The organism is Amycolatopsis balhimycina FH 1894 (genome assembly GCF_000384295.1).
Lineage (GTDB): Bacteria > Actinomycetota > Actinomycetes > Mycobacteriales > Pseudonocardiaceae > Amycolatopsis > Amycolatopsis balhimycina.
This window is the reverse complement of the sequence record NZ_KB913037.1, coordinates 6,562,409-6,586,418: the sequence shown is the minus strand read 5'-3', so window position 1 is coordinate 6,586,418 and position 24,010 is coordinate 6,562,409. Positions and strand designations below refer to the sequence as shown.

Annotated in this window: 21 protein-coding genes; 10 read left to right on the top strand and 11 right to left on the bottom strand. The window is 71.4% G+C overall.

Going from position 1 to position 24,010, the window contains the following annotated elements:
* Positions 1-48: 48 nt before the first annotated feature.
* The 4 genes from A3CE_RS0130175 to A3CE_RS0130155 all read left to right on the top strand — a co-directional run bounded on the left by A3CE_RS0130175 (position 49) and on the right by A3CE_RS0130155 (position 4,891).
* Positions 49-1,749 (top strand): TIGR03086 family metal-binding protein, encoded by a 1,701-nt coding sequence (locus A3CE_RS0130175; RefSeq protein WP_020643831.1) that lies wholly within the window; start codon positions 49-51, stop codon positions 1,747-1,749.
* Between the two features lie 299 nt (positions 1,750-2,048).
* On the top strand, positions 2,049-2,633 hold the full coding sequence (locus A3CE_RS0130165; protein WP_020643829.1) for a TetR/AcrR family transcriptional regulator: 585 nt from the start codon (positions 2,049-2,051) through the stop codon (positions 2,631-2,633).
* Between the two features lie 20 nt (positions 2,634-2,653).
* Positions 2,654-3,826, top strand: coding sequence for a Glu/Leu/Phe/Val dehydrogenase dimerization domain-containing protein (locus A3CE_RS0130160; RefSeq protein WP_020643828.1), 1,173 nt, complete (start codon positions 2,654-2,656; stop codon positions 3,824-3,826).
* Between the two features lie 36 nt (positions 3,827-3,862).
* A complete protein-coding gene (locus tag A3CE_RS0130155; RefSeq protein ID WP_020643827.1) occupies positions 3,863-4,891 on the top strand; it encodes an LLM class flavin-dependent oxidoreductase in 1,029 nt (342 codons plus the stop codon).
* On the opposite strand, the gene kstD is transcribed toward A3CE_RS0130155, so the two are convergent.
* Both kstD and A3CE_RS51795 read right to left on the bottom strand, forming a co-directional pair.
* Entirely contained in the window at positions 4,888-6,618 is a 1,731-nt protein-coding gene (gene kstD / locus A3CE_RS0130150; protein WP_020643826.1) for a 3-oxosteroid 1-dehydrogenase, read from the bottom strand. The genes A3CE_RS0130155 and kstD overlap by 4 nt on opposite strands.
* 141 nt (positions 6,619-6,759) lie before the next feature.
* Positions 6,760-7,536, bottom strand: a complete 777-nt coding sequence (locus A3CE_RS51795; protein WP_169524023.1) for a cytochrome P450 — start codon at positions 7,534-7,536, stop codon at positions 6,760-6,762.
* Between the two features lie 81 nt (positions 7,537-7,617).
* Between A3CE_RS51795 and A3CE_RS0130140 the strand changes: the two genes are divergently transcribed.
* On the top strand, positions 7,618-8,322 hold the full coding sequence (locus tag A3CE_RS0130140; protein WP_020643824.1) for an SDR family NAD(P)-dependent oxidoreductase: 705 nt from the start codon (positions 7,618-7,620) through the stop codon (positions 8,320-8,322).
* Here A3CE_RS0130140 and A3CE_RS0130135 read toward each other — a convergent pair.
* Positions 8,319-9,599, bottom strand: coding sequence for a 6-phospho-beta-glucosidase (locus tag A3CE_RS0130135; protein WP_020643823.1), 1,281 nt, complete (start codon positions 9,597-9,599; stop codon positions 8,319-8,321). The two genes, A3CE_RS0130140 and A3CE_RS0130135, sit on opposite strands and share 4 nt — an antisense overlap.
* A gap of 203 nt (positions 9,600-9,802) precedes the next feature.
* Here A3CE_RS0130135 and A3CE_RS0130130 point away from each other — a divergent pair, with 203 nt between their 5' ends.
* Positions 9,803-10,828, top strand: coding sequence for a carbohydrate kinase family protein (locus A3CE_RS0130130; protein ID WP_020643822.1), 1,026 nt, complete (start codon positions 9,803-9,805; stop codon positions 10,826-10,828).
* A 235-nt stretch (positions 10,829-11,063) separates the two neighbouring features.
* Here A3CE_RS0130130 and A3CE_RS0130120 read toward each other — a convergent pair whose 3' ends face one another.
* Positions 11,064-13,139: a PQQ-dependent sugar dehydrogenase gene (locus tag A3CE_RS0130120; protein ID WP_245589611.1), complete on the bottom strand. Its 2,076-nt coding sequence runs from the start codon at positions 13,137-13,139 to the stop codon at positions 11,064-11,066.
* 322 nt (positions 13,140-13,461) lie between these two features.
* Positions 13,462-14,316, bottom strand: a complete 855-nt coding sequence (locus A3CE_RS0130115) for an alpha/beta fold hydrolase (RefSeq protein WP_020643819.1) — start codon at positions 14,314-14,316, stop codon at positions 13,462-13,464.
* A 100-nt stretch (positions 14,317-14,416) separates the two neighbouring features.
* On the opposite strand from A3CE_RS0130115, the gene A3CE_RS0130110 reads away from it, so the two are divergent.
* Complete coding sequence (locus tag A3CE_RS0130110; protein WP_020643818.1) at positions 14,417-14,992, top strand: CGNR zinc finger domain-containing protein; 576 nt, start codon at positions 14,417-14,419, stop codon at positions 14,990-14,992.
* 99 nt (positions 14,993-15,091) lie between these two features.
* Here A3CE_RS0130110 and A3CE_RS51790 read toward each other — a convergent pair whose 3' ends face one another.
* Entirely contained in the window at positions 15,092-15,916 is an 825-nt protein-coding gene (locus A3CE_RS51790) for an SDR family NAD(P)-dependent oxidoreductase (protein ID WP_245589610.1), read from the bottom strand.
* A gap of 121 nt (positions 15,917-16,037) precedes the next feature.
* Between A3CE_RS51790 and A3CE_RS0130100 the strand changes: the two genes are divergently transcribed.
* Positions 16,038-16,598 carry a TetR/AcrR family transcriptional regulator gene (locus tag A3CE_RS0130100; RefSeq protein ID WP_020643817.1) on the top strand — a complete coding sequence of 187 codons (561 nt, stop codon included), beginning with the start codon at positions 16,038-16,040 and terminating at the stop codon, positions 16,596-16,598.
* A gap of 158 nt (positions 16,599-16,756) precedes the next feature.
* Here A3CE_RS0130100 and A3CE_RS0130095 read toward each other — a convergent pair whose 3' ends face one another.
* The 3 genes from A3CE_RS0130095 to A3CE_RS0130085 form a co-directional block, all read right to left on the bottom strand.
* The gene (locus tag A3CE_RS0130095) at positions 16,757-17,512 is read right to left on the bottom strand and encodes an SDR family NAD(P)-dependent oxidoreductase (protein ID WP_020643816.1); all 756 of its coding nucleotides are present in this window, start codon (positions 17,510-17,512) and stop codon (positions 16,757-16,759) included.
* Positions 17,513-17,581: 69 nt separating this feature from the next.
* Positions 17,582-18,178: a GTP cyclohydrolase II gene (locus tag A3CE_RS0130090; protein ID WP_020643815.1), complete on the bottom strand. Its 597-nt coding sequence runs from the start codon at positions 18,176-18,178 to the stop codon at positions 17,582-17,584.
* A complete protein-coding gene (locus A3CE_RS0130085; RefSeq protein ID WP_020643814.1) occupies positions 18,175-19,644 on the bottom strand; it encodes a PfkB family carbohydrate kinase in 1,470 nt (489 codons plus the stop codon). The genes A3CE_RS0130090 and A3CE_RS0130085 overlap by 4 nt, the downstream gene beginning before the upstream one ends.
* Before the next feature lie 305 nt (positions 19,645-19,949).
* Between A3CE_RS0130085 and A3CE_RS0130075 the strand changes: the two genes are divergently transcribed.
* Positions 19,950-21,224: an OmpA family protein gene (locus tag A3CE_RS0130075; protein WP_125591617.1), complete on the top strand. Its 1,275-nt coding sequence runs from the start codon at positions 19,950-19,952 to the stop codon at positions 21,222-21,224.
* Positions 21,225-21,244: 20 nt separating this feature from the next.
* A complete protein-coding gene (locus A3CE_RS0130070; RefSeq protein WP_020643812.1) occupies positions 21,245-22,084 on the top strand; it encodes a hypothetical protein in 840 nt (279 codons plus the stop codon).
* Positions 22,085-22,266: 182 nt separating this feature from the next.
* Here the strand turns inward: A3CE_RS0130070 and A3CE_RS0130065 are convergent, their stop codons facing one another.
* Together A3CE_RS0130065 and A3CE_RS0130060 are read right to left on the bottom strand one after the other, a co-directional pair.
* Positions 22,267-23,109 carry an SCO6745 family protein gene (locus tag A3CE_RS0130065; protein WP_026469012.1) on the bottom strand — a complete coding sequence of 281 codons (843 nt, stop codon included), beginning with the start codon at positions 23,107-23,109 and terminating at the stop codon, positions 22,267-22,269.
* A gap of 38 nt (positions 23,110-23,147) precedes the next feature.
* Positions 23,148-23,876, bottom strand: coding sequence for an SDR family oxidoreductase (locus A3CE_RS0130060; RefSeq protein WP_020643810.1), 729 nt, complete (start codon positions 23,874-23,876; stop codon positions 23,148-23,150).
* Positions 23,877-24,010: the final 134 nt, after the last annotated feature.

Sequence of the window (24,010 nt, the reverse complement as noted above, 5' to 3'; positions counted from 1 at the left end):
GGTACAGTTCGGAACGAAGCATTCCGTTCCACTCCGAAGGAGCCAGTCATGACGGTCCCCGCCCTCCGCCCGTTCCGCGCCGAGATCCCCCAGGCCGCCCTGGACGACCTGCAGAACCGCCTGCGCGGCGCGCTGTGGCCGGACGACCTGCCCGCCGAGTACGGCGTCACGAACGAGCGGGTCCGCACGCTGGCCGAGTACTGGCTGGAGAAGTTCGACTGGCGGGCCTTCGAGGCGCGGCTCAACGCGTACCCGCAGTTCCTGACCGAGATCGACGGCGAGACGATCCACTTCCTGCACGTCCGGTCGTCGCGGGAGGACGCGACGCCGCTGGTGCTGACGCACGGCTGGCCGGGCTCGATCGTCGAGTTCCTCGACGTGATCGGCCCGCTGACCGAGCCGGAGCCGGCGGACGAGCCGGCGTTCCACCTGGTCATCCCGTCGCTGCCGGGCTTCGGCTTCTCGGGCCCGGCCCGCTCGGCGGGCTGGGGCACGCACCGCACGGCGGCGGCGTGGACCGAGCTGATGAGCCGTCTCGGCTACGAGTCGTACGGCGCGGTGGGCAACGACGCGGGCTCGATGATCTCGCCGGAGATCGGCAGGCTCGTGCCGGAGAAGGTCGTCGGCGTACACGTCACGCAGCTGTTCTCGTTCCCGTCCGGCGACCCGGCCGAGATGGCGGACCTGAGCGAAGCCGACCAGGCCGGGCTCGCGCGCCTGCAGTGGTTCTACGAGAACATGTTCTCCTTCAACACGCTGCACAGCCAGCAGCCGCACACGCTGGCGTTCGCGCTCGCGGACTCGCCGCTGGGCCTGCTGGCGTGGAACGCCCAGCTGTTCGGCGAGCACCTCGACCCGGAGTTCGTCCTGGCGAACGTGACGCTGTACTGGCTGACCCGCACCGGCGGCTCGTCGATCCGCTTCTACTACGAGGACGCGCACACGGCGGCGCGCCCGGAGGGCCCGACGACGGTCCCGACGGGCCTGGCGATGTTCGCGGGCGACTTCCAGTCGATCCGCCGGTTCGCCGAGCGCGACCACGCGAACATCGTCAGCTGGAACAGCTACGACGTCTCGGCGGGCTCCGGCGGCCCCCGCGACGCGGCGGGCCACTACGCGGCGCACGAGGCCACGGACACCCTGGTGGGCGACATCCGCCGGTTCTTCGCCGGCCTGAACCACGGCTGGCCGCTTCTCGCGTCGGCGCACGAAGCCCTGCGGTCGGCGGTCGCCGGCGTCACGGACTTCTCGGCCCCGACGCCGTGCTCGGAGTGGAACGTCACCCAGGTCCTCCAGCACGCGGCGGGCGACCAGCTCGGCTACGCGGCGGCCATCACGGGCACGGGCGGCCCGGACTTCAACCCGTTCGCCCCGTCCGGCGAGCTCACCGGCCCGGCGGCCGGCTTCCTGGAGCCGACTTTGAAGGCCGCGGCGGCGGCGTTCGCCACGGTGAAGCCGGACGCGGCCGCGGTCCCCACCCCGTTGCCGCAGGGCGCGCTCCCGGCCCCGGTGGCGGTGGGCGCGGCGGCCCTGGACGCGGCGGTGCACGCATGGGACATCGCCGTGGCGAGCGGCCAGGCCTCCCCGCTGACGCCGGAGCTGGCCGAGGCCCTGCTGCCGGTGGCGAAGGAACTGGCGGAACCGCTGCGCGGGTTCGCCTACGCCCCGGCCCTGGAAGGCCCGTCCGACGACGGCGTGGTGCCGTCGCTGCTGCGCTACCTGGGCCGCGACCCCGAGTGGACCGCCTGAGGACCAACGCCGAGTTCGCCGGGGAACCACAACGGTTCCCCGGCAACAGGCATGCGGCACCCCTTGCGGATGGCGGCGCCGCGATGTCATGAACGAGTCGTTCACCTCGTCGGACGACAGGAAAGAGTCGTTCATGACATTCGGCGAGCCGCTGATCGGCAAGGCGGGCACGACTCCGCCGGCCCCCTGCCGACCGGGGCACTCCCTGGTCGCCCACCGCCGATCCTGACTGTCCGCACAGGCCGAGAACCCACATTCGGCGCATGCCGCCGCGCCACACCGCTGGGTACGGTGACCGCATGACGCGCAAGGCGGTTGCGGTGCGGCGGGAGGAGATCGTGCTCGCCGCGCTCGAACAGATCCGGGCCCGGGGTATCGCCGGGGTGCGGGCCGCCGACGTCGCCAAGGCCCTCGACGTCAGCACCGCGCTGATCTTCTACCACTTCGGGACCCTGGAAACGCTCGTCATCGAGGCGTTCCGGCAGGCCGCCGAACGGGACCTCGCGAACCTGCGCGCCGAGCTGGCGCGAGGCGGTCCGGCCGACGCCCGCCTGCGCTCGGTGCTGGCGCTGTACGGGCCGGCCCAGCCCGCAAACGGCTGGAAGCTGTGGATCGAAGCGGGCGCGGCGGCGATGCGCGACTCCCAGCTCCGCGCCGTGCTGCAGCGGCTGGACCTGCGGTGGCGGGACGCCGTCGTCGCGTTGATCGCCGAGGGGGTCGGGGCCGGGGTGTTCCGGTGCCCGGACCCGCACGGCGCGGCGTGGCGGCTGACCGCCCTGCTCGACGGGCTCGCGGTGCAGGTCGTCGCACGCGAGGGCACGGTCACCACCGGCGACTGCGCCCGGTGGGTCGAGCAGGCGATGGCGTACGAGCTCGGCTGTTGACCGGGGAATCAGGAGGGGTGATGACGGAACAGGCCTTGCTCGAAGTGGCGTGGACCGACCCGGTCACCGGGTGCCGTGGCTACCTGGTGATCGACCGGCTCGTCCGCGGCGTGGCCAGCGGGGGCCTGCGGATGCGCCGCGGCTGCACGCTCTTCGAGGTCCGCGGCCTGGCCAGGGGCATGACGCTCAAGGAGGGGCTCAACTACGACCCCGACGGCCGGTACGTGCCGCTGGGCGGCGCCAAGGGCGGCATCGACTTCGACCCGTATGACGAGCGCGCCCGCGACGTCGTCGCCCGCTACCTGGGCGCCATGCGCCCGCTGATCGAGCAGTACTGGACCATGGGCGAGGACCTGGGCCTGCGCCAGGACGTCATCGACGGCGTGATCGCGGAGATCGGCCTGCTCAGCCCGGTGCAGGCGGTCTACCCGCTGCTCGAAGACCGGGAGGCGGCGACCGCCCGGCTGGCGGAGGCGTTCCGGATCGAGGTCGGCGGCCTGGGGCTCGACGAGCTGGTCGGCGGGCTCGGCGTCGCGCAGGCCACGCTGACCGGGCTCGAAATGCTGGGTCTCGACAAGAACGAGAACCGGGCGGTGGTGCAGGGCTTCGGCGCGATGGGCGGTGCGACCGCGCGGTTCCTCGCCGACGCGGGGCTGCGCGTGGTCGGGGTCTCGGACGTGCGCGGGGTCGTCGTCAACCCCGCCGGGCTCGACATCGAAAACCTGCTGCGGCACCGCGACCGCTTCGGCGGGATCGACCGCGACAACCTCAAGCCCGGCGACGAGCTGCTCCCGCCGGAGGCGTGGCTGGACGTGCCGGCCGAGGTCCTCGTCCCGGCGGCGATCTCCTACTGCGTCGACAGCGACAACCAGGCCAAGATCGACGCGAAGCTCATCGTCGAGGCCGCGAACCTGCCGGTCACCCCGGATGCCGAAGAGCTGCTGGACGCCCGCGGCATCCGGGTGGTGCCGGACTTCGTGGCCAATTCGGCGACCAACTCGTGGTGGTGGTGGACCTTGTTCGGCGATGTCGGCGCGGACGCCGGCGAAGCGTTCGGCAAGGTCCGGACCCGCATGATCGGGCTGGTGACCAGCATGTTCGAGGTGGCGACGCTGGACGGCCTGAGCCTTCGCGCCGCGGCCCTGCGGCTGTCGGAGCAGAACCTGGAGGCCATCCAGGCCCGCTTCGGCTGAGGGAACGATTCGTCCCGTTCGGTAGTTGAACGCTCTATGAAACTCGGCATCTACAGCTTCGGCGACCGCGCGCCCGACCCGGGCACCGGCGAGCAGCTCACCGTCGCGCGGACGCTGGCCAACACGCTCGAACGGATCAAGCTCGCCGACGAGCTGGGCCTCGGCTTCTACGGCCTCGGCGAGCACCACCTCGACCAGTACGCCATCTCCAGCCCGGGCACGGTCCTGGCCGCGGCGGCGAGCGTCACCCGGCAGATCACGCTCAGCTCCGCGGTGACCGTGCTGAGCACCGAGGACCCGGTCCGCGTGTACCAGCAGTTCACGACGCTCGACCAGCTCAGCCACGGCCGCGCCGAGCTGCTCGCCGGCCGCGGCTCGTTCACCGAGTCGTTCCCGCTGTTCGGCAACGACCTCGGCGACTACGACGAGCTCTTCGAGGAGAAGCTGGCACTGCTGCTGCGCATCGACCGCGAAGACCCGCTGACCTGGTCCGGCAGGTTCCGCCCGCCACTGGAGAACGCGCGGATCCTGCCCCGGCCGTACGGCGGGCGCCTGCGCATCTCGGTCGGCACCGGCGGCAACCCCGAGTCGTCGATCCGCGCCGGGCTGCTCGGGCTGCCGGTGGTGTACGCGGTGATCGGCGGCCGTCCCGAGCGCTTCGCCCCGCTGGTCGACCTCTACCGCCACGCCGGCGAGGCGGGCGAACAGGACCCCGCGGACCTGCGCGTCACCATGAGCGCGATCGGCTTCATCGCCGAGAAGTCGCAGGACGCCAAGGAGACGTTCTACCCGTACTGGCTCGAGACGATGAAGTACGGTGCCCGCGCCCGCGGCTGGGCGGTCCCGACCCGCGCCGAGTACGACTCCTACACCGACGGCGCCCAGGCGTTGTTCGTCGGGAGCCCCCAGGAGATCGCCGAGCGGCTGATCGAGGTCGGCAAGCTCACCGGCGCGGACCGCTACGCGATGCAGATGGACTGGTCCGGCGTGCCGCACGCGGACGTCATGCGAGCCATCGAACTCCTGGGCACCGAGGTGCTTCCGCTGGTGGAGAAGGAGTTCTAGACGTCGTTCGCGGCGATGTAGCCGAACGTCATCGCCGGGCCGATCGTCGACCCGGCGCCGGCGTAGCTGTGTCCCATCACCGCCGCGCTCGCGTTGCCCGCCGCGTACAGACCGCTGATCACCGAGCCGTCCGGGCGGAGCACGCGCGCCCGGGCGTCCGTGCGCATGCCGCCCTTGGTACCGAGGTCGCCGGGGACGAGCCGCAACGCGTAGTACGGCGCCGCCCGCAGCGGCGCCAGGCAGGAGTTCGGCGACACCGACGGATCCGTGTAGTAGTGGTCGTACGCGCTCGCGCCGCGGTGGTACTCGGTGTCCACACCGGACCGGGCAAAGCCGTTGAATCGGTCCACTGTGGACTTCAACGCGGCCGTCGGCACGCCGATCTGCGCGCCGAGGCCCTGGATCGTCGATGCCTTGAAGACCGCGCCGGCGGAGTACCAGGCGTCCGGGAACGGCAGCAGCGGCGCGATGTCGCGGAACAGGTACCGGTTGCGGTAGTTCTGGTCGACGATCAGCCACGCCGGGATGTCCGGCGCCGACGGGTTCTTGTCGTACATGGTGTGCACGACGTCGCTGTAGGGCGCGGCTTCGTTGACGAACCGCTGCCCGGCCTGGTTGACGATCAGCCCGCCGGGCAGGGTCCGTTCGGCCAGGCAGAAGTACGGGTCGCCGGGGGTCGGGATGGCCGGGCCCCACCAGGCGTCGTCCATCAGGTCGAGGGCGGCGCCGGCGCGCTGCCCGGCGCGGTGGCCGTCGCCGGTGTTCTCCTTCGCGCCGACCGTCCAGTCGGTGCCGATCGGCTGCCGCTGGTACTGCGCGCGCATCGCGGCGTTGTGCTCGAACCCGCCGGAGCCGACGATCACGCCCCGGCGCGCCCGCACCAGCCCCTGCGGCGTCACGACCCCGGTGACCGCGCCGTTTTCGACGTTCAGGTCGACGAGCGGGGTGTTCAGCAGCACCGGGACGTTCGCGCGCTGGAGGCCGACGCGCAGGCCGGCGGCGAGCGACTGCCCCATGGTGAGCGGCTTCTGCCCGGCCAGCGCGGCGGCCGTGCCACGGGCGAGGCACTCGGCGGCGACCGCGGCACCCTTCGCGTTCACCAAGGCGAGGTTCAGCCACTTGTAGTCGGTGCTGAAGACGACCAGCCCGGCCGGCGTCGCGAGGTAGGGCGGGTTCAGGTTCGCCAGTTCGGCGCCGAGCAGCTTGCCGTCGAACTGGTCCGGCTCGATCGACCGGCCGTTCGGCAGGCCGCCCGGCAGCTCCGGGTAGTAGTCGCTGTAGCCCTCCATGAAGCGGAACCGCAGCGGGCTGTTCGCCAGGACGAACGAGATCATGTCGGGGCCGTTGCGCAGGAACGCCTCCTGCCGCGCGGCCGGCACGTCCGGGCCGACGACGGCGGCGAGGTACTGCGCGGCCTTCGCGGGCGTGTCCGGCACACCGGCGGCGAGCAGGACGGGGTTGTTCGGGATCCAGATCCCGGCGCCGGAGCGGGCCGCCGAGCCACCGAACGTCGGCGCCTTCTCGAGCACGACGACGCTCAGCCCGCGCTTGGCCGCCGTCAGCGCCGCGGTCATGCCCGCCGCACCCGAGCCGACCACGACGACGTCGTACTCCCCGACCGGCGGGGCGGCGTTCGCCGCCGGGGCCGTGAGCCCGGACGTCACGGCGAGGCCTACGCCCGCGGCGCTGCCGCGGAGAAGCTGGCGGCGGGTCAGGTCGGCATCCATGGCGCACTCCTCGCTCGCGGAACGGCGAGGTCATGATGTCGGCCGCGGCCAGTAACTGAAACAGGTTCTACCCGCTTGGAGCAGTCGCGGACGCCGCCGTTGCGCCGGTGGCGCCAACCGGTGACGGCATTCGGCGCAGGCTCAGGCCGCCCAGGTCACCGGAACCTCTTCGGGCCCCCGCACCGACAGCGGCGGCCGCCAGGCGATGGTTTCCGCCGGAACGGCCAGGTCCAGGCCGGGCAGCCGGTCGACCAGCGCCCGCAGGGCGATCTCACCCTCCAGCCGGGCCAGCGCCGCGCCGAGGCAGAAGTGGACGCCGTGCCCGAAACCGAGCTGCGGGGCGTCCTTGCGGCGGATGTCGAACGCGGCCACGTCCGGGAACACGTTCTCGTCACGGTTGGCGGCCCCGACGTGCGCCAGCACCGCCTCGCCGCGCCGGACGAGCACTCCGCTCAGCTCGACGTCTTCGAGCGCCACGCGCAGCAGCGACGTGTCGACCGGGCCGTCGAAACGCATGATCTCCTCGACCGCGCCCGGCGTGAGCGCGGGATCGGCGCGCAACGCCGCCAGCTGCTCCGGGTGCCGGCACAGCAGGACGACGCCGGAGGCGATCAGGTTGACCGTCGTCTCGTGGCCGGCGAGCAGCAGCTGCGTGGCGAGGTCGATCAGCTCGGACTCGGTCAACCGGTCGCCGTCCTCGTCGCGGGCGTGCACGAGGACGCTCAAGAAGTCCTCCGTGGGGTGCGAACGCTTCGTCGCCACCAGCGCGGCCATGTCCTCGACGCTGTCCCGCCGTGCCTGCTCGACGTCGGCGGGCGCGTGCTGCATCGGCGTCACGATCACCCGCGACCACTGCCGGAACCGTTCGCGGCCGGCGACGGCCTCCCCCGGACACCCACCTCTGTCCCTTGTGGACATTCGACAAGTTGACGACACCCTCATCTTGTGGCTAAGTTGAGATGAGTCTCAACTTACTCCGAGGAGGTTCTCTTGCCCCCAGTGATCGCTGTCCTGGGCGTCGGCCCCGGGCTCGGCTTGTCGATCGCCCGCCGGTTCGGCCGCGAAGGCTTCACGACGGCGCTGGTCTCGCGCACCGACGCGCGGCACGCGGCCTACCGCGAGTCTCTGCCCGGCGTCACCACGCACACGTACACCGCCGATGTGACCGACGAAGTGCAGCTCAAGGCCGTCCTCGACCGCATCGCGGCGGAAGCAGGCGAGATCGGCACGGTGTACTTCGGACCCGCCGACGCCACGGCCGGCCCGGGCATCACGCCCCTGACCGAAGCCGGCGCTGACACGCTGCGCGCGCCGTTCGAATCCATCGTCCTCCCGGCGGTGAGACTCGTCGAAGCCGTGCTGCCGCGCATGCTGGCACGCGGTTCGGGCTCGCTGCTGTTCGCGGGCGGTCTGAGCGGCAAGTACCCGATGCCGATGCTCGGCAGCCTCGCCCCGGCGTCGGCGGCGCTGCGGATGTACGTCCTGACCTTGCACGCGGCCCTGCGCGAAAAGGGCGTCTACGCCGGGACGCTGACCATCGGCGGCCTGATCGAACGCGGCGACATCCACCGCGTGTTCACCGAGCAGGACCACGGCTTCGCGGTGGGAACGCTGGATCCCGACGACATCGCCGAGAAGGCGTGGTCCCTGCACGCCGCGAGGGACGAAGCCGAAGCCGAGTTCAACGCGATGGCGGCGGTCTAGGCGAGGTAGGAGAGTTCCGGGTGCGCGGCGAGGTAGCGCTCGAGCAGCCGCCGCGCCACCGGCACCGAGCCGACCAGCGGGTGCAGCGCGAACGCCCGCAGCGCCGCCGCCCGCGAACCGGTCGTCGCCGCTTCGATCGTCGCCCGCTCGACGGCCTTGACCGCGGTCACCAGGCCCAGCGCGTGGTCCGGCAGCGTCGCGGCGGCGACCGGGCGGGCACCGTTCGCGTCGACGACGCACGGCACCTCGACGACGGCGTCGGACGGCAGGCCCGGGAGCGCGGAACCGTTGCGGACGTTGAGGATCAGCGTCGTGCGTTCGCCGCCGGACAGGGCACGCATCAGCGCCAAGGCGACCTTCTCGTAGCCGCCCCCTTCGAGATCGTCACGCTCCCCTTCGCGCGTCTCGGCCATGTACGTCGCTTCGCGCTCCAAGCGCGTGCGTTCCCACGAAGCCAGCGAAGGCTCTTCGTAGAATCTGCGCTGCTGCTGCAGCAGCAACGCACCGCGCGATTCCGAACCGGCGGCCTCGCGCGCGAAGTAGTAATAGTGCAGGTATTCGTTCGGCAGGGCACCGAGGGCGCGCAGCCAGTCCGCGCCGAAGAGCTTGCCCTCTTCGAACGACTCCACCGCGGCCGTGTCGGCGAGCAGCCGCGGCAGGACGTCCTCGCCGCCGACGCGGACCGCGCGGAGCCAGCCCAGGTGGTTGAGCCCCGCGTAGTCGAACCACGCCGTCGCCGGGTCGACGCCGAGGGCCAGTGCGACGCGGCGGCACAGCCCGACCGGCGAGTCGCAGATACCGATCACCCGGCCGCCGAGGTGCGCGGCCATCGCCTCGGTGACCATCCCGGCCGGGTTGGTGAAGTTGATGACCCACGCGCGCGGCGCCAGCTCGCCGATCGTCCGCGCGAGGCGGACGGCGACCGGGACCGTCCGGAGCCCGTAGGCGATCCCGCCCGCCCCGGCCGTTTCCTGGCCCAGCACGCCTTCGGCGGACGCGACCTGCTCGTCGAGCTGCCGGCCGCGCAGGCCCCCGACGCGGATGGCGGAGAACACGAAGTCCACATCGGACAGTGCGGTGGCGAGGTCGGTGGTGGTCCGCACGCGCGGCGCGTCGTCCGCTCCGGCGGCTTGCTCGGCGAGGACGCGTTCGATCGCGGCGAGGCGGCCGGCGTCGACGTCGTGCAGGACCAGCTCGGTGACGTCCCGGCCGGTGAGCAGCGCCCCGTGCACGAGCGGCACGCGGAACCCGCCACCGCCGAGGATCGCGAGCTTCACCGCGGCGCCTCGACGCCGGGCGGGAGTCCCCCCATCGAGTGAGGACCGCCCTGCGCCCCGCCGAGGTTCAGCTCGTGCCGCATCCGGCGACGATAGCAGCCGGAAACACGCGATCCCTGGCCGATGGGCGGCAGCTCTTGCGAATCTCGCGCGGCTGACGCACGCTCGGGCCCACCGCCAGCGTGATCGGAATGGAGGCGCCCGTGCCGGCTGAGCCAGCCCCCGACGTCGATGTCTTCCTGTCCGGCCTGCTGTTCTTCGACCTGGTCTTCACCGGGCTCGAACAACCGCCGTCGCCGGGTACGGAGGTGTGGACGGGCGGCATGGGCTCGGGGCCGGGCGGGATCGCGAACTTCGCGGTCGCGCTGAGCCGCCTCGGCCTGCGGACGTCGCTGGCGGCCGCGTTCGGCACCGACGTCTACGGGCGGTACTGCTGGGACGTGCTGGCCCGGCAGGAGCACATCGACCTGTCGCGTTCGCGGCGGTTCCCGGAGTGGCACTCGCCGGTCACGGTCTCGCTGGCCTACGCGGGCGACCGCGCGATGGTCACCCACGGCCACCCGCCGCCCGTCCCGGTCGCGGAGCTGGCCGGCTCGCCGCCGCCGAGCCGCGCGACCGTCGCGCACATCGGCCTCGACACCGCCGACTGGGTCCACACCGCGCACCAGGCGGGCAGCCTGGTGTTCGCCGACGTCGGCTGGGACCCGTCCGAGGCCTGGTCGCCGGCGCTGCTCGAACAGCTGGCGTGCTGCCACGCGTTCCTGCCGAACGACGTCGAAGCCATGCGCTACACCCGCACGGACACGCCGGAGGCGGCGCTGTCCCGGCTCGCCGAGCTGGTCCCGATCGCGGTGATCACCCGCGGCGGCGCGGGCGTCCTGGCGGTCGACGGCACGACCGGTGAGACGGCGGCGGTCCCGGCCCTCCCGGTGGACGTGCTGGACGCGACGGGCGCGGGCGACGTGTTCGGCGCCGGGTTCGTCGCGGCGACGCTGACGGGCTGGCCGCTGGCGGAACGCCTCCGGTTCGCCTGCCTCACGGCGAGCCTGTCGGTCCAGCACTTCGGCGGCGCGCTGGCCGCACCGGGCTGGCACGAGATAGCCGAGTGGCACACCCGGACCCGCCGCCCGGACTACGCGTTCCTGGACGAGGTCCTCCCGGCGGAGACGGTGGCGGGCATCCGCCGCGGACCGGTGACCCTCGGCTTCGGCGACGACAGCTGGCGCTGACCGTTCGCCCGACGAGATGACGCAGGAGTTCGTCGCTCTCGGCACCGCCGTGAAGCCGTTGCGCGCGGACCACCGCATCGCCAAACCCCAGCTCGTGCTGCCCCTGGCCGACTGATGGACGAGCTGGACTTCCACCTGCTGGTGGCGGCCTTGCGCACGGACCGCGCGGGGACCGGAATCGCCCGGCCGGTCCCTCTCGGGGTCCGGCCGGGCTCAACCGGCTGCCGGCCGCGTCCTATCCCACCGCCACCCGCAGGATCTTGTTGTGGCTGTTGTGCGGCGTGCTGTCCTTGTCGCCGTCCACGCTGGTGGCCAGCCACATCTGGCCGTCGGGGGCGGGCTCGACCGTGCGGAGCCTGCCGTACGTGCCGTTGAAGAACGTCTGGAAGTTCGTCAGCGAACTGCCGCTGATCACCGCGCGATAGAGCCGCTGCCCCTTCTGGCACGCGACGTACAGCGCGTCACGGATGATCGTGATGCCGCTGCACGAACCCGAACCCACCGGGTACGTCTTCTTCGGCGCGATGAAGCCGGCGGTGCCGCACGAACCCGACGTCCCTTCACACGAAGGCCAGCCGTAGTTGCCGCCCTTCTGGATCAGGTTCGTCTCGTCCATGATGCTGTTGCCGAACTCCTGCTCCCACAGCCTGCCCTGCGAGTCGAACGCCAGGCCCTGGATGTTCCGGTGCCCGTAGCTCCACACCGCGTTGTGGAACGGGTTGTCCGCCGGGATCGTCCCGTCCGGGTTGATCCGCAGCACCTTTCCGTTGGGGCTGCTGGTGTTCGAGGCGTTCGACCCGTTCTGCGCGTCACCCGTGCCCGCGAAGAGGAACTTGCCGTCCGGGCTGAAGCGCAGCCGCCCGCCGTTGTGGAACTTGTTGCGCGCGATGCCGGTGAGCAGGATCTGCTCGGTGCTCGTGGTCAGCGAGTCGGCCGCCGCGTCGTATTTGATGCGCACGATCCGGTTGTCGTTCGGCGAGGTGTGCATGATGTAGAGCCAGTGGTCCGAGCCGAACGAGATCGGATTGATCTCCAGGCCCGTCAGGCCGCCCTCACCGTCGGTGCTCTGCACGTTCGGCACGAGGCCGATGGTCTTCTTCGCCCCGGTCTTCGGGTTCAAGTGGACGATCGTGTGCGCGTCGCGCTGGTTGTAGAGGATCGTGCCGTCCGGCAGGGTCACCAGGCCCCACACGACGTCGTCGTCCGTCGCGACCTGGGTGGCGCCGCAGACTCCCTGCGACGGCGTGCAGGTCGAACCGCCGGTCGTCGTGACGTCCAGGACCGGCGTGCTCGGTTCGCTGAGGTTGCCGTTCCCGTCGACGGCCCGGACCTGCAGGTGGTAGGCGGTGTTCGGGGTCAGCCCGCCGAGGGTGGTGCTCGCCGTGTCGGACGTCCCGATCTGCGTGCCGGAGTTGTAGATCCGATAGCCGGTGACCGCCACGTCGTCGGTCGACGCGGTCCACGCGAGGCCGATCGAAGTGCTGTTGACCGCGGTGGTGTGCACGTTCCCGGGCACGGACGGCGGCGTGTGGTCGTCGGACGGCGGCGTCTTCACCGCCAGCGTGCCGCTGGCCTGCGACACGTTGCCGGCCGCGTCACGCGCGTTGACGTAGAAGCCGTAGCTGACGTTGGGGCTGAGGTTCGAGCAGGTCGCCGTCAAAGCGCCGGTCGTGCCGGCGCAGAGCTGCCCGTCCCGGTAGATGTCGTAGCCCACGACGCCGACGTTGTCGGTGGCCGCGGTCCACGAGATGGTCGCGCTGGTCGGCGTGACCTCGTCGAGCGTCGGCGTGCCGGGCTGCGACGGCGGGACGACATCGCCGGTCGTGCCGTAGACGCCGAACTCCTGCAGCGAGTAGCCCTTCGACGCGTCAGTGCGGCACCGTTTCGTGCCGTACATCCGCACGTAGCGGCCGGTGCCGTCGAGGGAGGTCAGGTCCTCGACGCCGCCCTTCCCGGCGGTGGTCGCGTAGATCCGCGTCCACGTGACGTGGTCGGCGGAGGTGTCGACCTCGTAGGCCGTGGCGCACGAAGCGTCCCACTGCAGCCGGACCCGGCTGACGTGCACCGCCGCACCGAGGTCGACGTAGATCCACTGCGGATCGACGCCGGCCGCGCTGGCCCAGCGGGTCGCCGAGTCCCCGTCGACCGCGTTCGCCGCCGGACAGCACCCGCCGGCCGACGACGCGGTCACCGGTTTGCCCTGCGACAGCAAGGGATCCGCGGCTTGCGCCGTCCCCGCCGTGGTGATCGTCCCGATGACGAGCGCGGCCACCGCGGCCACGATCGTCCCCACCCGAATCCGTCTGGTCATCCCGTCCTCCACGCAGCCGGTGCGGAGGATCGACAGCGCGACACGACACGCCGCGACTCGCCTCCGCGGAACACTGCCGCCGCGGCTCCCGTCCGCTGTGCGCTCTACTCTGCGCTCGCCCGGGCCCGTCGGTGAACGGCCCGTCGGCACAGGCAGAGGCGGATGCCTGACGACGACGCGGGGTTCTCCGGGTCCGGGACCGACCTGGAGCCAGGGCGATCTCGGGAAAACCCTACGAGCGGAACGTCCGGCCGGTCAACCGGCACCGGCCCGGCTTCCCGCTCACCGGGCAGAGGCGCGAACCCGTTGAGGGAGAAGAAGTTCAGTCCGGCATCACCCGCCCGAGGAAACCCCGGACGTACCCGGCGATGGCGTCCAGGTGCGTCTCCAGCGCGAAGTGCCCCGAGTCGAGCAGGTGGACCTCGGCGTCGGGCAGGTCGCGGGCGTAGGCACGGGCACCGTCGGCGACGAAGATCTCGTCGTTGCCACCCCAGACGGCCAGCAGCGGGACCTGGCCGGTCCGGAAGTACTCGTGGAACTTCGGGTACAGCCCGACGTTGTGGTGGTAGTCGGCGAGCAAGGCCATCTGGATCTCCGCCGCGCCGGGCCGGTCCAGCAGTGCCTGGTCGTGGATCCAGACATCCGGGCTGACCAGCGACGGGTCGAGCACGCCGTCGAGGTACTGCGCCTTCGTGGCTTCGAGGGTGACCATGCCCCGCAGGTCGTCCCCGGTCAGGGTGCCGGCGGCCAGCTTCTGCGGCAGCCCCGCGCCCAGGCCCTCGACGTAGGCGTTGCCGTTCTGCGTGACGATCGCGGTCACCCGCTCCGGGTTCGCGGCCGCGATGCGCAGGCCCACCGGCGCACCGAAGTCCTGGATGTAGAGCGCGAACCGGCCGAGGCCGATCTGGTCGAGCAGGCCGAGGGTGAGTTCGGCGAGGGCGTCGAAGGTGTAGGCGAACTCCTCCACCGAGGGCGCGTCGGACGCGCCCGCGCCCAGGTAGTCCGGCGCGACGACGTGGTAGCGGTCGGCCAGTGCCGGGATGAGGTGCCGGAACATGTGCGAACTCGTCGGAAACCCGTGGAGCAGCACGATCGTGGGCGCCCCGGCGGGTCCGGCCTCCCGGTAGAACAGCCGGTGCCCGGCGACAGTGGCGTAGCGGTGATGCACGGTGACCATGACTTCTCCTCGTCTCTCATGGATATCTATCAATTTATCCATGATATCCGGTAAGCTGTCAACGGATTGGGCAAACTGGGCACGGACTCGGGAGGCGAACGTGGTCACTGCGGCACCCGGCGAGGACGGCTCGCCCGCGCTGGCATTGGTCAACACCTGGCGGCTGAGCACCACCGGCGAGGTCGACGAACTCGCCGAGCCCGGCGACGCCACCGAGTGGCTGCGCCGGCACGACCTCCCGGCAGTCACGCTCGGCCCGGACGACCTGAGCCGCCTGGCCGCCCTCCGCGCCGCAGTCCGCGAACTACTGGCCGCGCTGGCGGAAGAGCGCCCACCGGACACCACCGCCGTCGCGACGGTGAACGCGGCCGCACGCGCCGACGCCGCCGCACCCCAGCTCACCTGGCAGACCGGACCGCTGCGGGAGTGGCACAGCACCCGCCCGGACAGCCTCGACGAAGCCGTGGCATCCCTGGCTCGCGACGCGATCGACGTCGTCAGCGGCGACCTCGGCCGCTTGGTCCGCCCGTGCGAGGCTCACGGCTGCGTCCGGTTCTTCCTCCGCGAGCACGCACGACGCCGCTGGTGCTCCACGACCTGCGGTGACCGGGTCCGCGCGGCCCGGCACCAGCGTTTGGTGGTCGAACAGCGCGAAGCGTCCCAGCAACACCCCTGACCGGCCCGAAGCCGCCGAACGGCGACCTCAGTTCACCTCGAATTCAATCGCCCCTTTCCTCTCTTCGACCGCGGAGCCGTGTCCGCCCTCCGGACGCGATCACTCCGTCGCGAACGCCGCCGAACGGCTCACCTCGGCCCATTCGGCCACCTCCTCCCCGCGAGCACGTTCCGACCGTTGCACCGCCTCGACCGCGTCCGCGCCGAGCAGCAGCCGCAACGGTGGCTTGCCGAGCCGGACCAGGTCGGTGAGGATGCGGGCCGCCCGGGCCGGGTCACCCTGCTGTTTGCCGTCGCTCGCGTCACGCAGCCGGTGCATCTCACCCACCGATGCGTCGTACTCCGGCCGGACCGCGGCCCGTTCCATCGATGCGCCCTGCCAGTCCGTGCGGAACGCGCCCGGTTCGACGATCGTGACCTTGACGCCGAACGGCTTCACCTCCGCGTTGAGCACCTCGGAGAAGCCCTCCACGGCGAACTTCGCCGCCTGGTAGGCGCCGAGGCCCGGCGACCCGCCGACCCGGCCGCCGACCGACGAGAACTGCAGGAAGTGGCCCGAGCCCTGCTCGCGGAACACCGGCAACGCCGCTCGCGTGACGTTGACGACCCCGAAGAAGTTGGCCTCGACCTGTGCCCGGAAGTCTTCCTCGGCCATGTCCTCGATGGGTGCGCTGTTCGCGTAGCCGGCGTTGTTGACCACGACATCGAGGCCGCCGAACTCGCGCACCGCGAACGCGACCGCCTCACGCGCGGCCTCGGCATCCGTGACATCCAGCGCGAACGCGCGAACCGCGGCGCCGAATTCGGCCACCAGGTCTTTCAGCTGCTCCGGCCGGCGCGCGGTGGCGACCACCCGGTCGCCGTCCTCGAGTGCCGCCGCGTCAGCTCCCGCCCGAACCCGCGGGAACTGCCGGTGATCAGCCACGTCTTGCTCATGATGCCCTCTCCCTGGCTCGCCGGCTGGCGGTAACCAACCGGTTGGTTATCTCAGGAAACACCTCGGGGACGGGTTTGTCAACCAACCGGTTAGTTGCTAATCTGGTCGCATGAGAGACGCGGCGGAGACGAAGCGGCGACTGCTGACCGCCGCCACGGAGGAGTTCGCGGAACGGGGCATCGCAGGCGCCCGCGTTGACCGGATCGCGGCCGCCGCCGGGTGCAACAAGGCGATGATCTACTCGTACTTCGGCAGCAAGGACAACCTGTTCGACGCGGTGTTCGGCGAATCGGTCGCACGGTTCGTCCTAGACGTCCCGCTCGACACCGGTGACCTGCCTGGCTACGCCGGAAAGCTGTTCGACCAGTACGAAGAGCGACCGGACGCGCTACGGCTGGCGATCTGGCACCGGCTGGAACGTCCCGAAGGCAAGTGGGTCACCGAGATCGTCCTGGCCAACGAAATCCGGCTGCTCGACATGGAGCGCGCCCAGAAGGAAGGGAGACTGTCCGACCACTACACACCCATGGAACTGCTGGTGCTGATCCAGTCGGTCTCGACGGCGTGGACGACGACGAACTCGGAACTCGGCGTGCGCACCAATATCCCCCGCGAAGAGCGGCGGGCGCTGGTGGTGGACGCGGTCCGGCGGCTGATCGCGGAGCACTGACGAGAGCGGTACGGGCACACCTGGAGCACTGGTCACCCGGCGGCGAACCGGCCGGCGCGTGGCGAACCCGCGGCACCGGCTCGCCGCCGCTCTGGCCAGTCGAACTGTTGGCTAGCCGAACTGTTGGCCAGTCGAACTGTTGGCCAGTCGAACTGTGGCTAGTCGACCAGGGCGCCGCAGCTGACGTTGACCGTGGCTGCCGTCATCGTGCGGGCGCGGTCGGACGCGACGAACGCCGCGACCGCACCGATGTCGGCGAGGGTGGCCGCGCGGCCGAGCATCGTCTTGCCCGTGATGCTGTCCTCGATGGCTTCCCGGCCCGGGAAGCCGGCCGGGAGCGTCTCGGGGATGCCACCCGTCCGGAGCGTCACCGTCCGGATCCCGTGCGGGCCCAGCTCGGCGGCGAGCTGGCGGCGCATCGCCTCGAGCGCGTGGAACGCCACCTGCAGTCCGCCGACGGCGAACTCGCGCACGGGCTCGCCCGCACCACCGAACAGGAGGATCACACCGGACCGTTTTCCGATCATGTGCCGGGCCGCCGCGCGGGCGGTCAGGAACTGGGTGCGCACGGCAGTCACGACCGGCCGTTCGTAGTCCGCGAGCGACATGTCGACCAGCGGCGTGCCCTGGACGTCACCGTGGGCGATGAGGTTGAACGAGATGTCGACACCGCCCCGGGCGGCGACCGCGTCCGCGTGCTCGTCGACCGCGCGCTCGTCGAGGGCGTCGACCTGCGCCGTCTCGGCCGATCCGCCGGCCGCTCGGATGCGCTCGGCGAGTTCGTCCAGCCGGGCGCGCGTGCGACCGGCGAGGAAGACCCTCGCGCCTTCCTCGGCGAAAGCGGTGGCCACAGCCGTGCCGATCCGCCCGGCCGCGCCGTAGACGATCGCGTTCTTGCCTTCGAGCAACGTCATGACTCCTCCGATGTCCGGGGCCGTTCATCGGAGCGTCGAACGGGCGCACCCGAAATCGACACGAAGCACTCAGGCAGGCAGCTTGTTCGGCAGGATCGCGTGTCCGTGGATTTCCTTCGCGACCAGGTATTTCAACGCCGTGTCGGTGAGGTCCGGCGGGACCAGCTGCTGCATCTCGACCTCGATGCCACCCACTTCGAGTGCGTAGACCTTGGCCGGGTTGTTGGTCAGCAGGGTGACTTTTCCGAGACCGAGCTGCTTCAGCAAGGCGGCAGCGTCCTCATAAGAGCGAGTGTCGGCCTTGTAACCCAGAGCCGCGTAGCTGGCGAAGGTGTCGAGATCTTCCTTCTGCGACAGCTGGAGCCCCTTGGCCTTGGCCACCAGGCCGGCACCGCGGCCCTCCTGGTCCAGGTAGACCAGCACGCCGGAGCCGTGCTCGCGGATGATGCGACGGGACTCGCGCAGCTGCCACAGGCAGTCGCAATCGGTCGACTCGAAGACTTCGCCGTAGAGGCAACGGGAATGGACGCGGACCGGACAGCCGTCGGACGGCTCGCCGTACACCGCCGCGCACGGTGGGTTCGCCAGGTCCGCTTCAGCCTCGAGGACGACTGCGCGGAACGCCCCGTCGGCGCCCTCCAGCTGGTGCACCACTGATCCGGTCACGGATTCTCCAGGATTCGGTCGGTCTCGAGGGTGCGCTCGACCTCGTCGCGGCCCGGCATGGACTCGGCGATCTCGTCGAGCGAAGGATTGGTCGCCATCGCCGCGATCGCCCAGCGCAGCGCTTCTTCGCGGCTCCGGCCTGCACCCTCTTGAATGAGTCTTTGGATGAGCGCCGCGGAAAAAGCTTCACGGACGCCCGGTGCGTCGTCGAGCGGGACCGGCGGACCTTCGATGTCTTGGGAGATCACGCTCGATCGGATCTTACAACCGAAACTTTCGATGACGCACACGGCACCCACCCCCAAGGACAACAGGGATCGGGCCAGGTCGTCAACGGTACGCGGACCGTCCGGATCGGACAACAGCCTGCGCAGCTCGCCTTCGCGGCCGACGAGGTAGTCCACTGCGCGAAGGAGCCGGTAGAGCTGCTGCGGGGCTTCACGAGGTGGGGAAGCCTGTAGCAGCACCAAGGGCTTTTCCCGTTGCGCGGTAGCGACCGAGAGCGCCCATTTGATCGTTTCCATCGGTGGTTCGAGCGTGATCAGCACGGCGTCCGCCGCGGCCATCGCCTCCCGCACCCGTGGCGCGCGAAGGTCCTCTCTGGACAGAGAGACCTCGGTTTCGTTCGTCCAGCCGAGGTAACGGGTTTCCCCGGTCTGGCCGACGAGCACCAGCGCACGCGGGTTGGCGACGCCGGGCGTCTCCTTGACGAGGTCGGTCGCCAGACCTTCCTTGCGCATGAACTGCAGCAGGTCCTTGGCCTGGGAGTCGCCGCCGATCGCGGTGACGAGCCGCGCGTCGAGACCCAGGCGGCGCCCGGCCACGGCGAGGTTGAGGCCCTTGCCGCCCGGATGCACGTCGAAGGACGACGCCTGGACGGCCTCGCCGACACCGGGCCACTCCTCGGAAACGACGACGTGGTCGGTCACGGCGCTGCCCACCACGACGATGAGACCCACGGTTTGCCCCCGGGATTCGACGTCGGCAGGCTCGGCGTCGTCGACGCAGCGCTCGGCGAGCACGCCCAGCGTCCGGGCCTCGATCGTGCCGCGCAGGCTCCGGACCGTCGGCGACGGGTGGCCGGGCTCGACGCCGAGCAATGCGTGCAGGGCCCCCCAGCCCTCGGCAAGCGCGCGCCGCCGCTCCCCCAGGTCGTCCGCGTACAGGCGCTCCACCTCGGGGCGTTCGCCCACGCGCGCACGGAGGACACCGAGGGCCAGCGCGGCGTCGGCGATCAGCAGGTCGGCCGGTTCGAGCGCGGCGACGACCGCCGTCACCACGTGGACGATCGCTTCGCCCTCGGACACCCCGGTCTCGCGGATGTGCCGGCGGACGGCGGGCAGTTCGGCGACCAGGCGGACGTCGACCTCGGTGGCGTCGAGGCGCTCGACAGTGAGCCCGCTGCGCGTCCTCAGCTTGAGGAAGACGCTCCGGACGCCTTCGACGTTGGCGTCGTACCTCGCCATCGCCCCAGCCTACCTTTCGCTCGGCACTTGCCTTCTCCTGGTCGGCACTTGCTCGAAGGTGCGGGCACCGCATCGGCGGACGCGGACGGCCGACCTCCCATTGTTGCCCCCGCACGCCGGTGCCCCTCGGGAAGTTAGGCCGTTCGGTGCGTTTGACTGCGGCATCCGGGTCTCGCGTGTGCGTGGAACGGGCGCTTCCCGGCGTCGAGCAGGGAAACCCCTGACGACGACATCGTTTTGTCAATTGACATCGTTACTGGGCAAATGACAACCTGAAGAAGCTCATGGACCCTCGGGAGGTCGTCATGCAGCCTCTGAACCTCTGGTCGACGCGAGTAGCCCGGCCATCGAACACCCTGCTGGGCCTGCGTGGCGCAGCGTCCCCACGCGCCATCGTCAGGCGAGCGGCATTTGCCGGAGCGATTGCCATCAGCCTCGGGGTGAGCGGCTGCGCGCTGCCGACGCGGGCCGTGCGCCCCACCGGCGGCGACCGGGTGGTGGTGGTCGTCAGCGGGACGGCCAACGAGCCGCGGCCGACCGTCACCGACACTGTCCGCGCCGTGCTGCGCGACGCCGCGAACAGCGGGAACGTCTCGCAGCAGGGCTCGGGCAAGAGCAGCGTCGTGCTGGTGTCGGCCGCGGACGGCGGCGATCAGCGCTCGATCGTGCTCACCCCGCGGCGGGCCGACGGGTCGCTGGAGCACGGCCTTTCCCGCCCGGCGCTGATCGACCGGAATGTCACGAGCGCGGTCGACGCCATCGGCGCCACCGTGGCGCACAAGAGCGGGCTCGACCTGCTCGCCGGCATCGCCGACGCCGTCCGCGGCGTGCCCGCCGGGACGCTCGTGGTCCAGAGCAGCGGCTTGAGCACCGGTGGCGCGTTCGACCTGCGGCAGGTCGGGTGGGCGGCCGACCCCGCCGCCATCGCCGCGCGGCTGGCCGCCGCCGGGCAAGTGCCGCGGCTGGACGGCTGGCGCGTGCTCTTCGCCGGGCTCGGTTCGGTGGCCGGCGCCCAGCCGCCGCTGCCGTCGCCGGCCCGCGACCGGCTGGCCGCGTACTGGCAGGCGATCTGCCGGGCGGCCGGCGCGGCGACGTGCGACGTCGACCAGAGCCGGATCCCGGCCGAGCCGTCACGGGCCACCGTGGCGACGCCGGTCGTGCCGGTGCCAGGGGTGACATCGGTGACCGGCCCGCGCGGCGAGGTCACCACCACGGTTTCGGACACCGCGCTCGGCTTCGCCGGGGACTCCGCGGTGCTTTCCGAATCGGCCCGCGACCTGCTGCGGTCGCTCGCGGGCAGCATCACGGCCGGCGGCTCGGAAGCGCCGGTCACCGTCCGCGGCTTCGCGGCCGACCCACCGGGGTCGACCGACGCGGGACGGCGGGAACTGGCGGAGCAGCGAGCGCGTGCCGTCGCCGGCGCGCTCACCGAGGCCGGGGTGACCCAGCGGGCCGACGCCTCCGGCACCGGCACCCAGCCCGGGGTCACCGCGATGACCGGCGGGCGGTTCGACGAAACGGCGGCGGCCCGGATGAGGCGGGTGGAGATCACGTACCAGGGCCCCGGCCCGAGCTCGTAGGAAGACCAGGAGGCACGGCCATGACCAGCACCGACCAAACGCGCAACCTCCCCCTGCCCCAGCCGCGGCCCCGCCGGGAAACCCCCGCCGGCGACCTGCTCCTGGCGCGGGTGCAGGAGCTGAACTACCGCTCCGCCCGGGCGATGGAGGGCCACGTGGTGGGCCCGCACGGCCAGAACCTGACTGTCGGCGAGGCCCAGGCCCGCGCCGAGCTGATCGACCGGCTGATCGAGCTGGAGCAGCTCCGCGGCAGCCAGCGCCACCGCCGTGTCGGCCGGCTGACCCGGATACTGACCCTGCTCACGGTGACCGTGGTCGACCTGCCGATCATGCTTTGGCTGGCCAGCTCGGTGTTCAACGTCGACTGGAGCGACCCGCTGGGGCTGCCGCTGGCGATCAGCGTGGTCATCTCGGTGCTGGCGACCGGCGGCGCGGCGACCGCGCTGCACCACCTGGGCCACAACCAGCGCCAGCACAAGAACACCAAGCGTCAGCTGGACTGGGCGAAGCTGTCCGCCGGCTCGAAGCTCAGCCTGGCCACGGTCGGGCTGCTGGTCGGGCTGATGGGGGTGGTGATGTTCGTCCGGGTCTACACCGAAGGCGTGCTGTCCGGGATGAACGATCTGGCGGTGCTGATGGCGGTGCTGGTCGCGCTGGTCATGGTGATCTCGGCGACGCTGGTGTTCTGGACGGCGTTCCGCGACGGCTCGCTGGAGCAGGACGACCTGCGCCACTACAGCGATTGCGTGCGGCCGTTCCTCGTGGCGAAGCGCGCGTATGAGGACGAGGCCCACGAGCTGAGCTGCCAGTACGACCTGCTGCGGCGGCAGGCGGGACGAGGGGAGACCGGCGCCGACTGACCCGGGCGGGGCGAGTTGTCCACAGGCAGGCTTGCTTGTGGACAACTTCGTCCTGGGATGGCCGAACGGCCGGTTTCGCCGGTTGGGGCCGATAGACTGGACTGGGGACGCCCCCCAGGGCGGGTGGGGGCCGCCAGGACGGGGCCGCCAGGCAGCGTGAGCCAAAGCCCCGCCGACGCCCGTCAGGGTCGGGAGACGCCCATCGGGTTCGGCGCCGGGACCACGCCGCTGTCGAACAACGCTCGGCTCAGCGGCTCCGCCAGCTCCAGAAGCCGCTCGAGGTCGTTGCCCAGTTCCTCCACCGGTGCTGCCGCCAGGCGGTCCGTGTCCTCCTCGATCCGGTGGCGCAACGCCGTTCCCGCTGCTGTCAACCGACCCTCGTCGTCGAGCAGGCCGCGGTGGCGCAGCCTCTGCACCGCCGTCGTCCAGGCTTTGTCGGACCAGCCTCGGTGGGGCTGGACGTCGCCTCGGCCGATCACTCCGTCGCCGATGTGGGTCAGCGTTGTCTCCAGGCCGCTCAATCCCGCGTGGACCGCCGCGAGGACGTGGCCGTCGCCGCGGTGCTCGCGCAGCACCGTTGCCGCCAGCCACAAGCGGCTCCACGATCCCGGCGGCTGCGGGACCGCGGCCCAGCCCGCCGCCAGTGGGCGGCCGTCGCACCCGCACGCCTTCGCCGCCCGCGAGAGCAGTGCGGCCAGCTCCTGGGGGCCGTCCGGCCCCAGGACCCGGCGCAACGCGGCCGAGACCGCGTCGAGCCGGGAGCGGACGACCTCCGCCGGCGAAGCGAACGACCACGCGTCCGGCAGGGCCCGTGTCACCATCTCCGGGGCGAAGCCGAACAGCATCGACGTCGCCGCCGCGGGGCCGACCTCGCCGAGCGGGGCCAGACGGCCCGCGAAGTAGCCCATCCAGTACCCGCGCAGGCCAGCCGCCTTCGCCGCTTCGGCCGTCTCGGGTGCGAAGTAGACGACGGCGTGTAGTGGCTCTACGGCCGCCCACAACCGCCGGGCCGGTGATGCTCCCATCGCGCTCCTCCAGGCGTCCGCGCTGCTGGGAACAATAACTAGCGCGCTCCGTACGCGCCGCCGTTCACGTGGACGACCTGGCCGGTGATGTGGCCCGCGCCCGGTGCGGCCAGGAACTCCACCGTTTCCGCTACCTCCTCCGGGCGGCCTGCCCGCTTGTTCAACGCCACGGCGATCCGCGAGCTCAGCCACTCTTCCGTCAGTGTGCCGTGGAAGAACTCCGTGTCGAGGATGACGCCGGGGGCCACGACGTTGGCCGAACCGGTGTCACCAAGCTGACGCGCCAGGTCCGTGTTCCACGCCTCGATCGCGGCCTTCGCCGCGCCGTACGAGCCGGAGCCCTGCTTCGCCGCGACAGAGCCGAGAGTCACAACCCGCACGTTGTCCGCGAAGCGCGGCTTCAAGGCCGCCGTCACCAGGACGGCTGAGAGGACGTTGGCGTCGAAGTTGGCGTGCCACGCGTCCGCGAGGCCCTGCAGGTCGCGGGGTGCCGGGGCTTCGCGGACCCGGTCGGTGTTGCCGCCCGCGTTGTTGACCAGGACGTCCACCCGCGACGGCAGCTCCGCCAGCGCCGCCTGCACGGCCGCCGGGTCGCTCGCGTCGAAGGCCACCACCCGCGCGCCGATCTTCTCCGCCGCCGCTTCGAGCACGTCCTTGCGGCGCCCGGTGACGGTCACCCGCTCGCCCGCCGCCGCGAACCGGGCGGCGATCGCCAGCCCGATGCCCGTGCCGCCTCCGGTGACCACGATTTCCCGCTGTTCGCTCATGCCGCCATCTTCGCGGAGGAAAGCGCTTACCGGCTCGGTTTTCCCGGCGAGCGGGACACGAAATCCCTGTTCGTTAGGGTACTTTACGAACAAGTCTTGACGGCGGGCCGCCGCGCGGCGAACCTGGACGGACG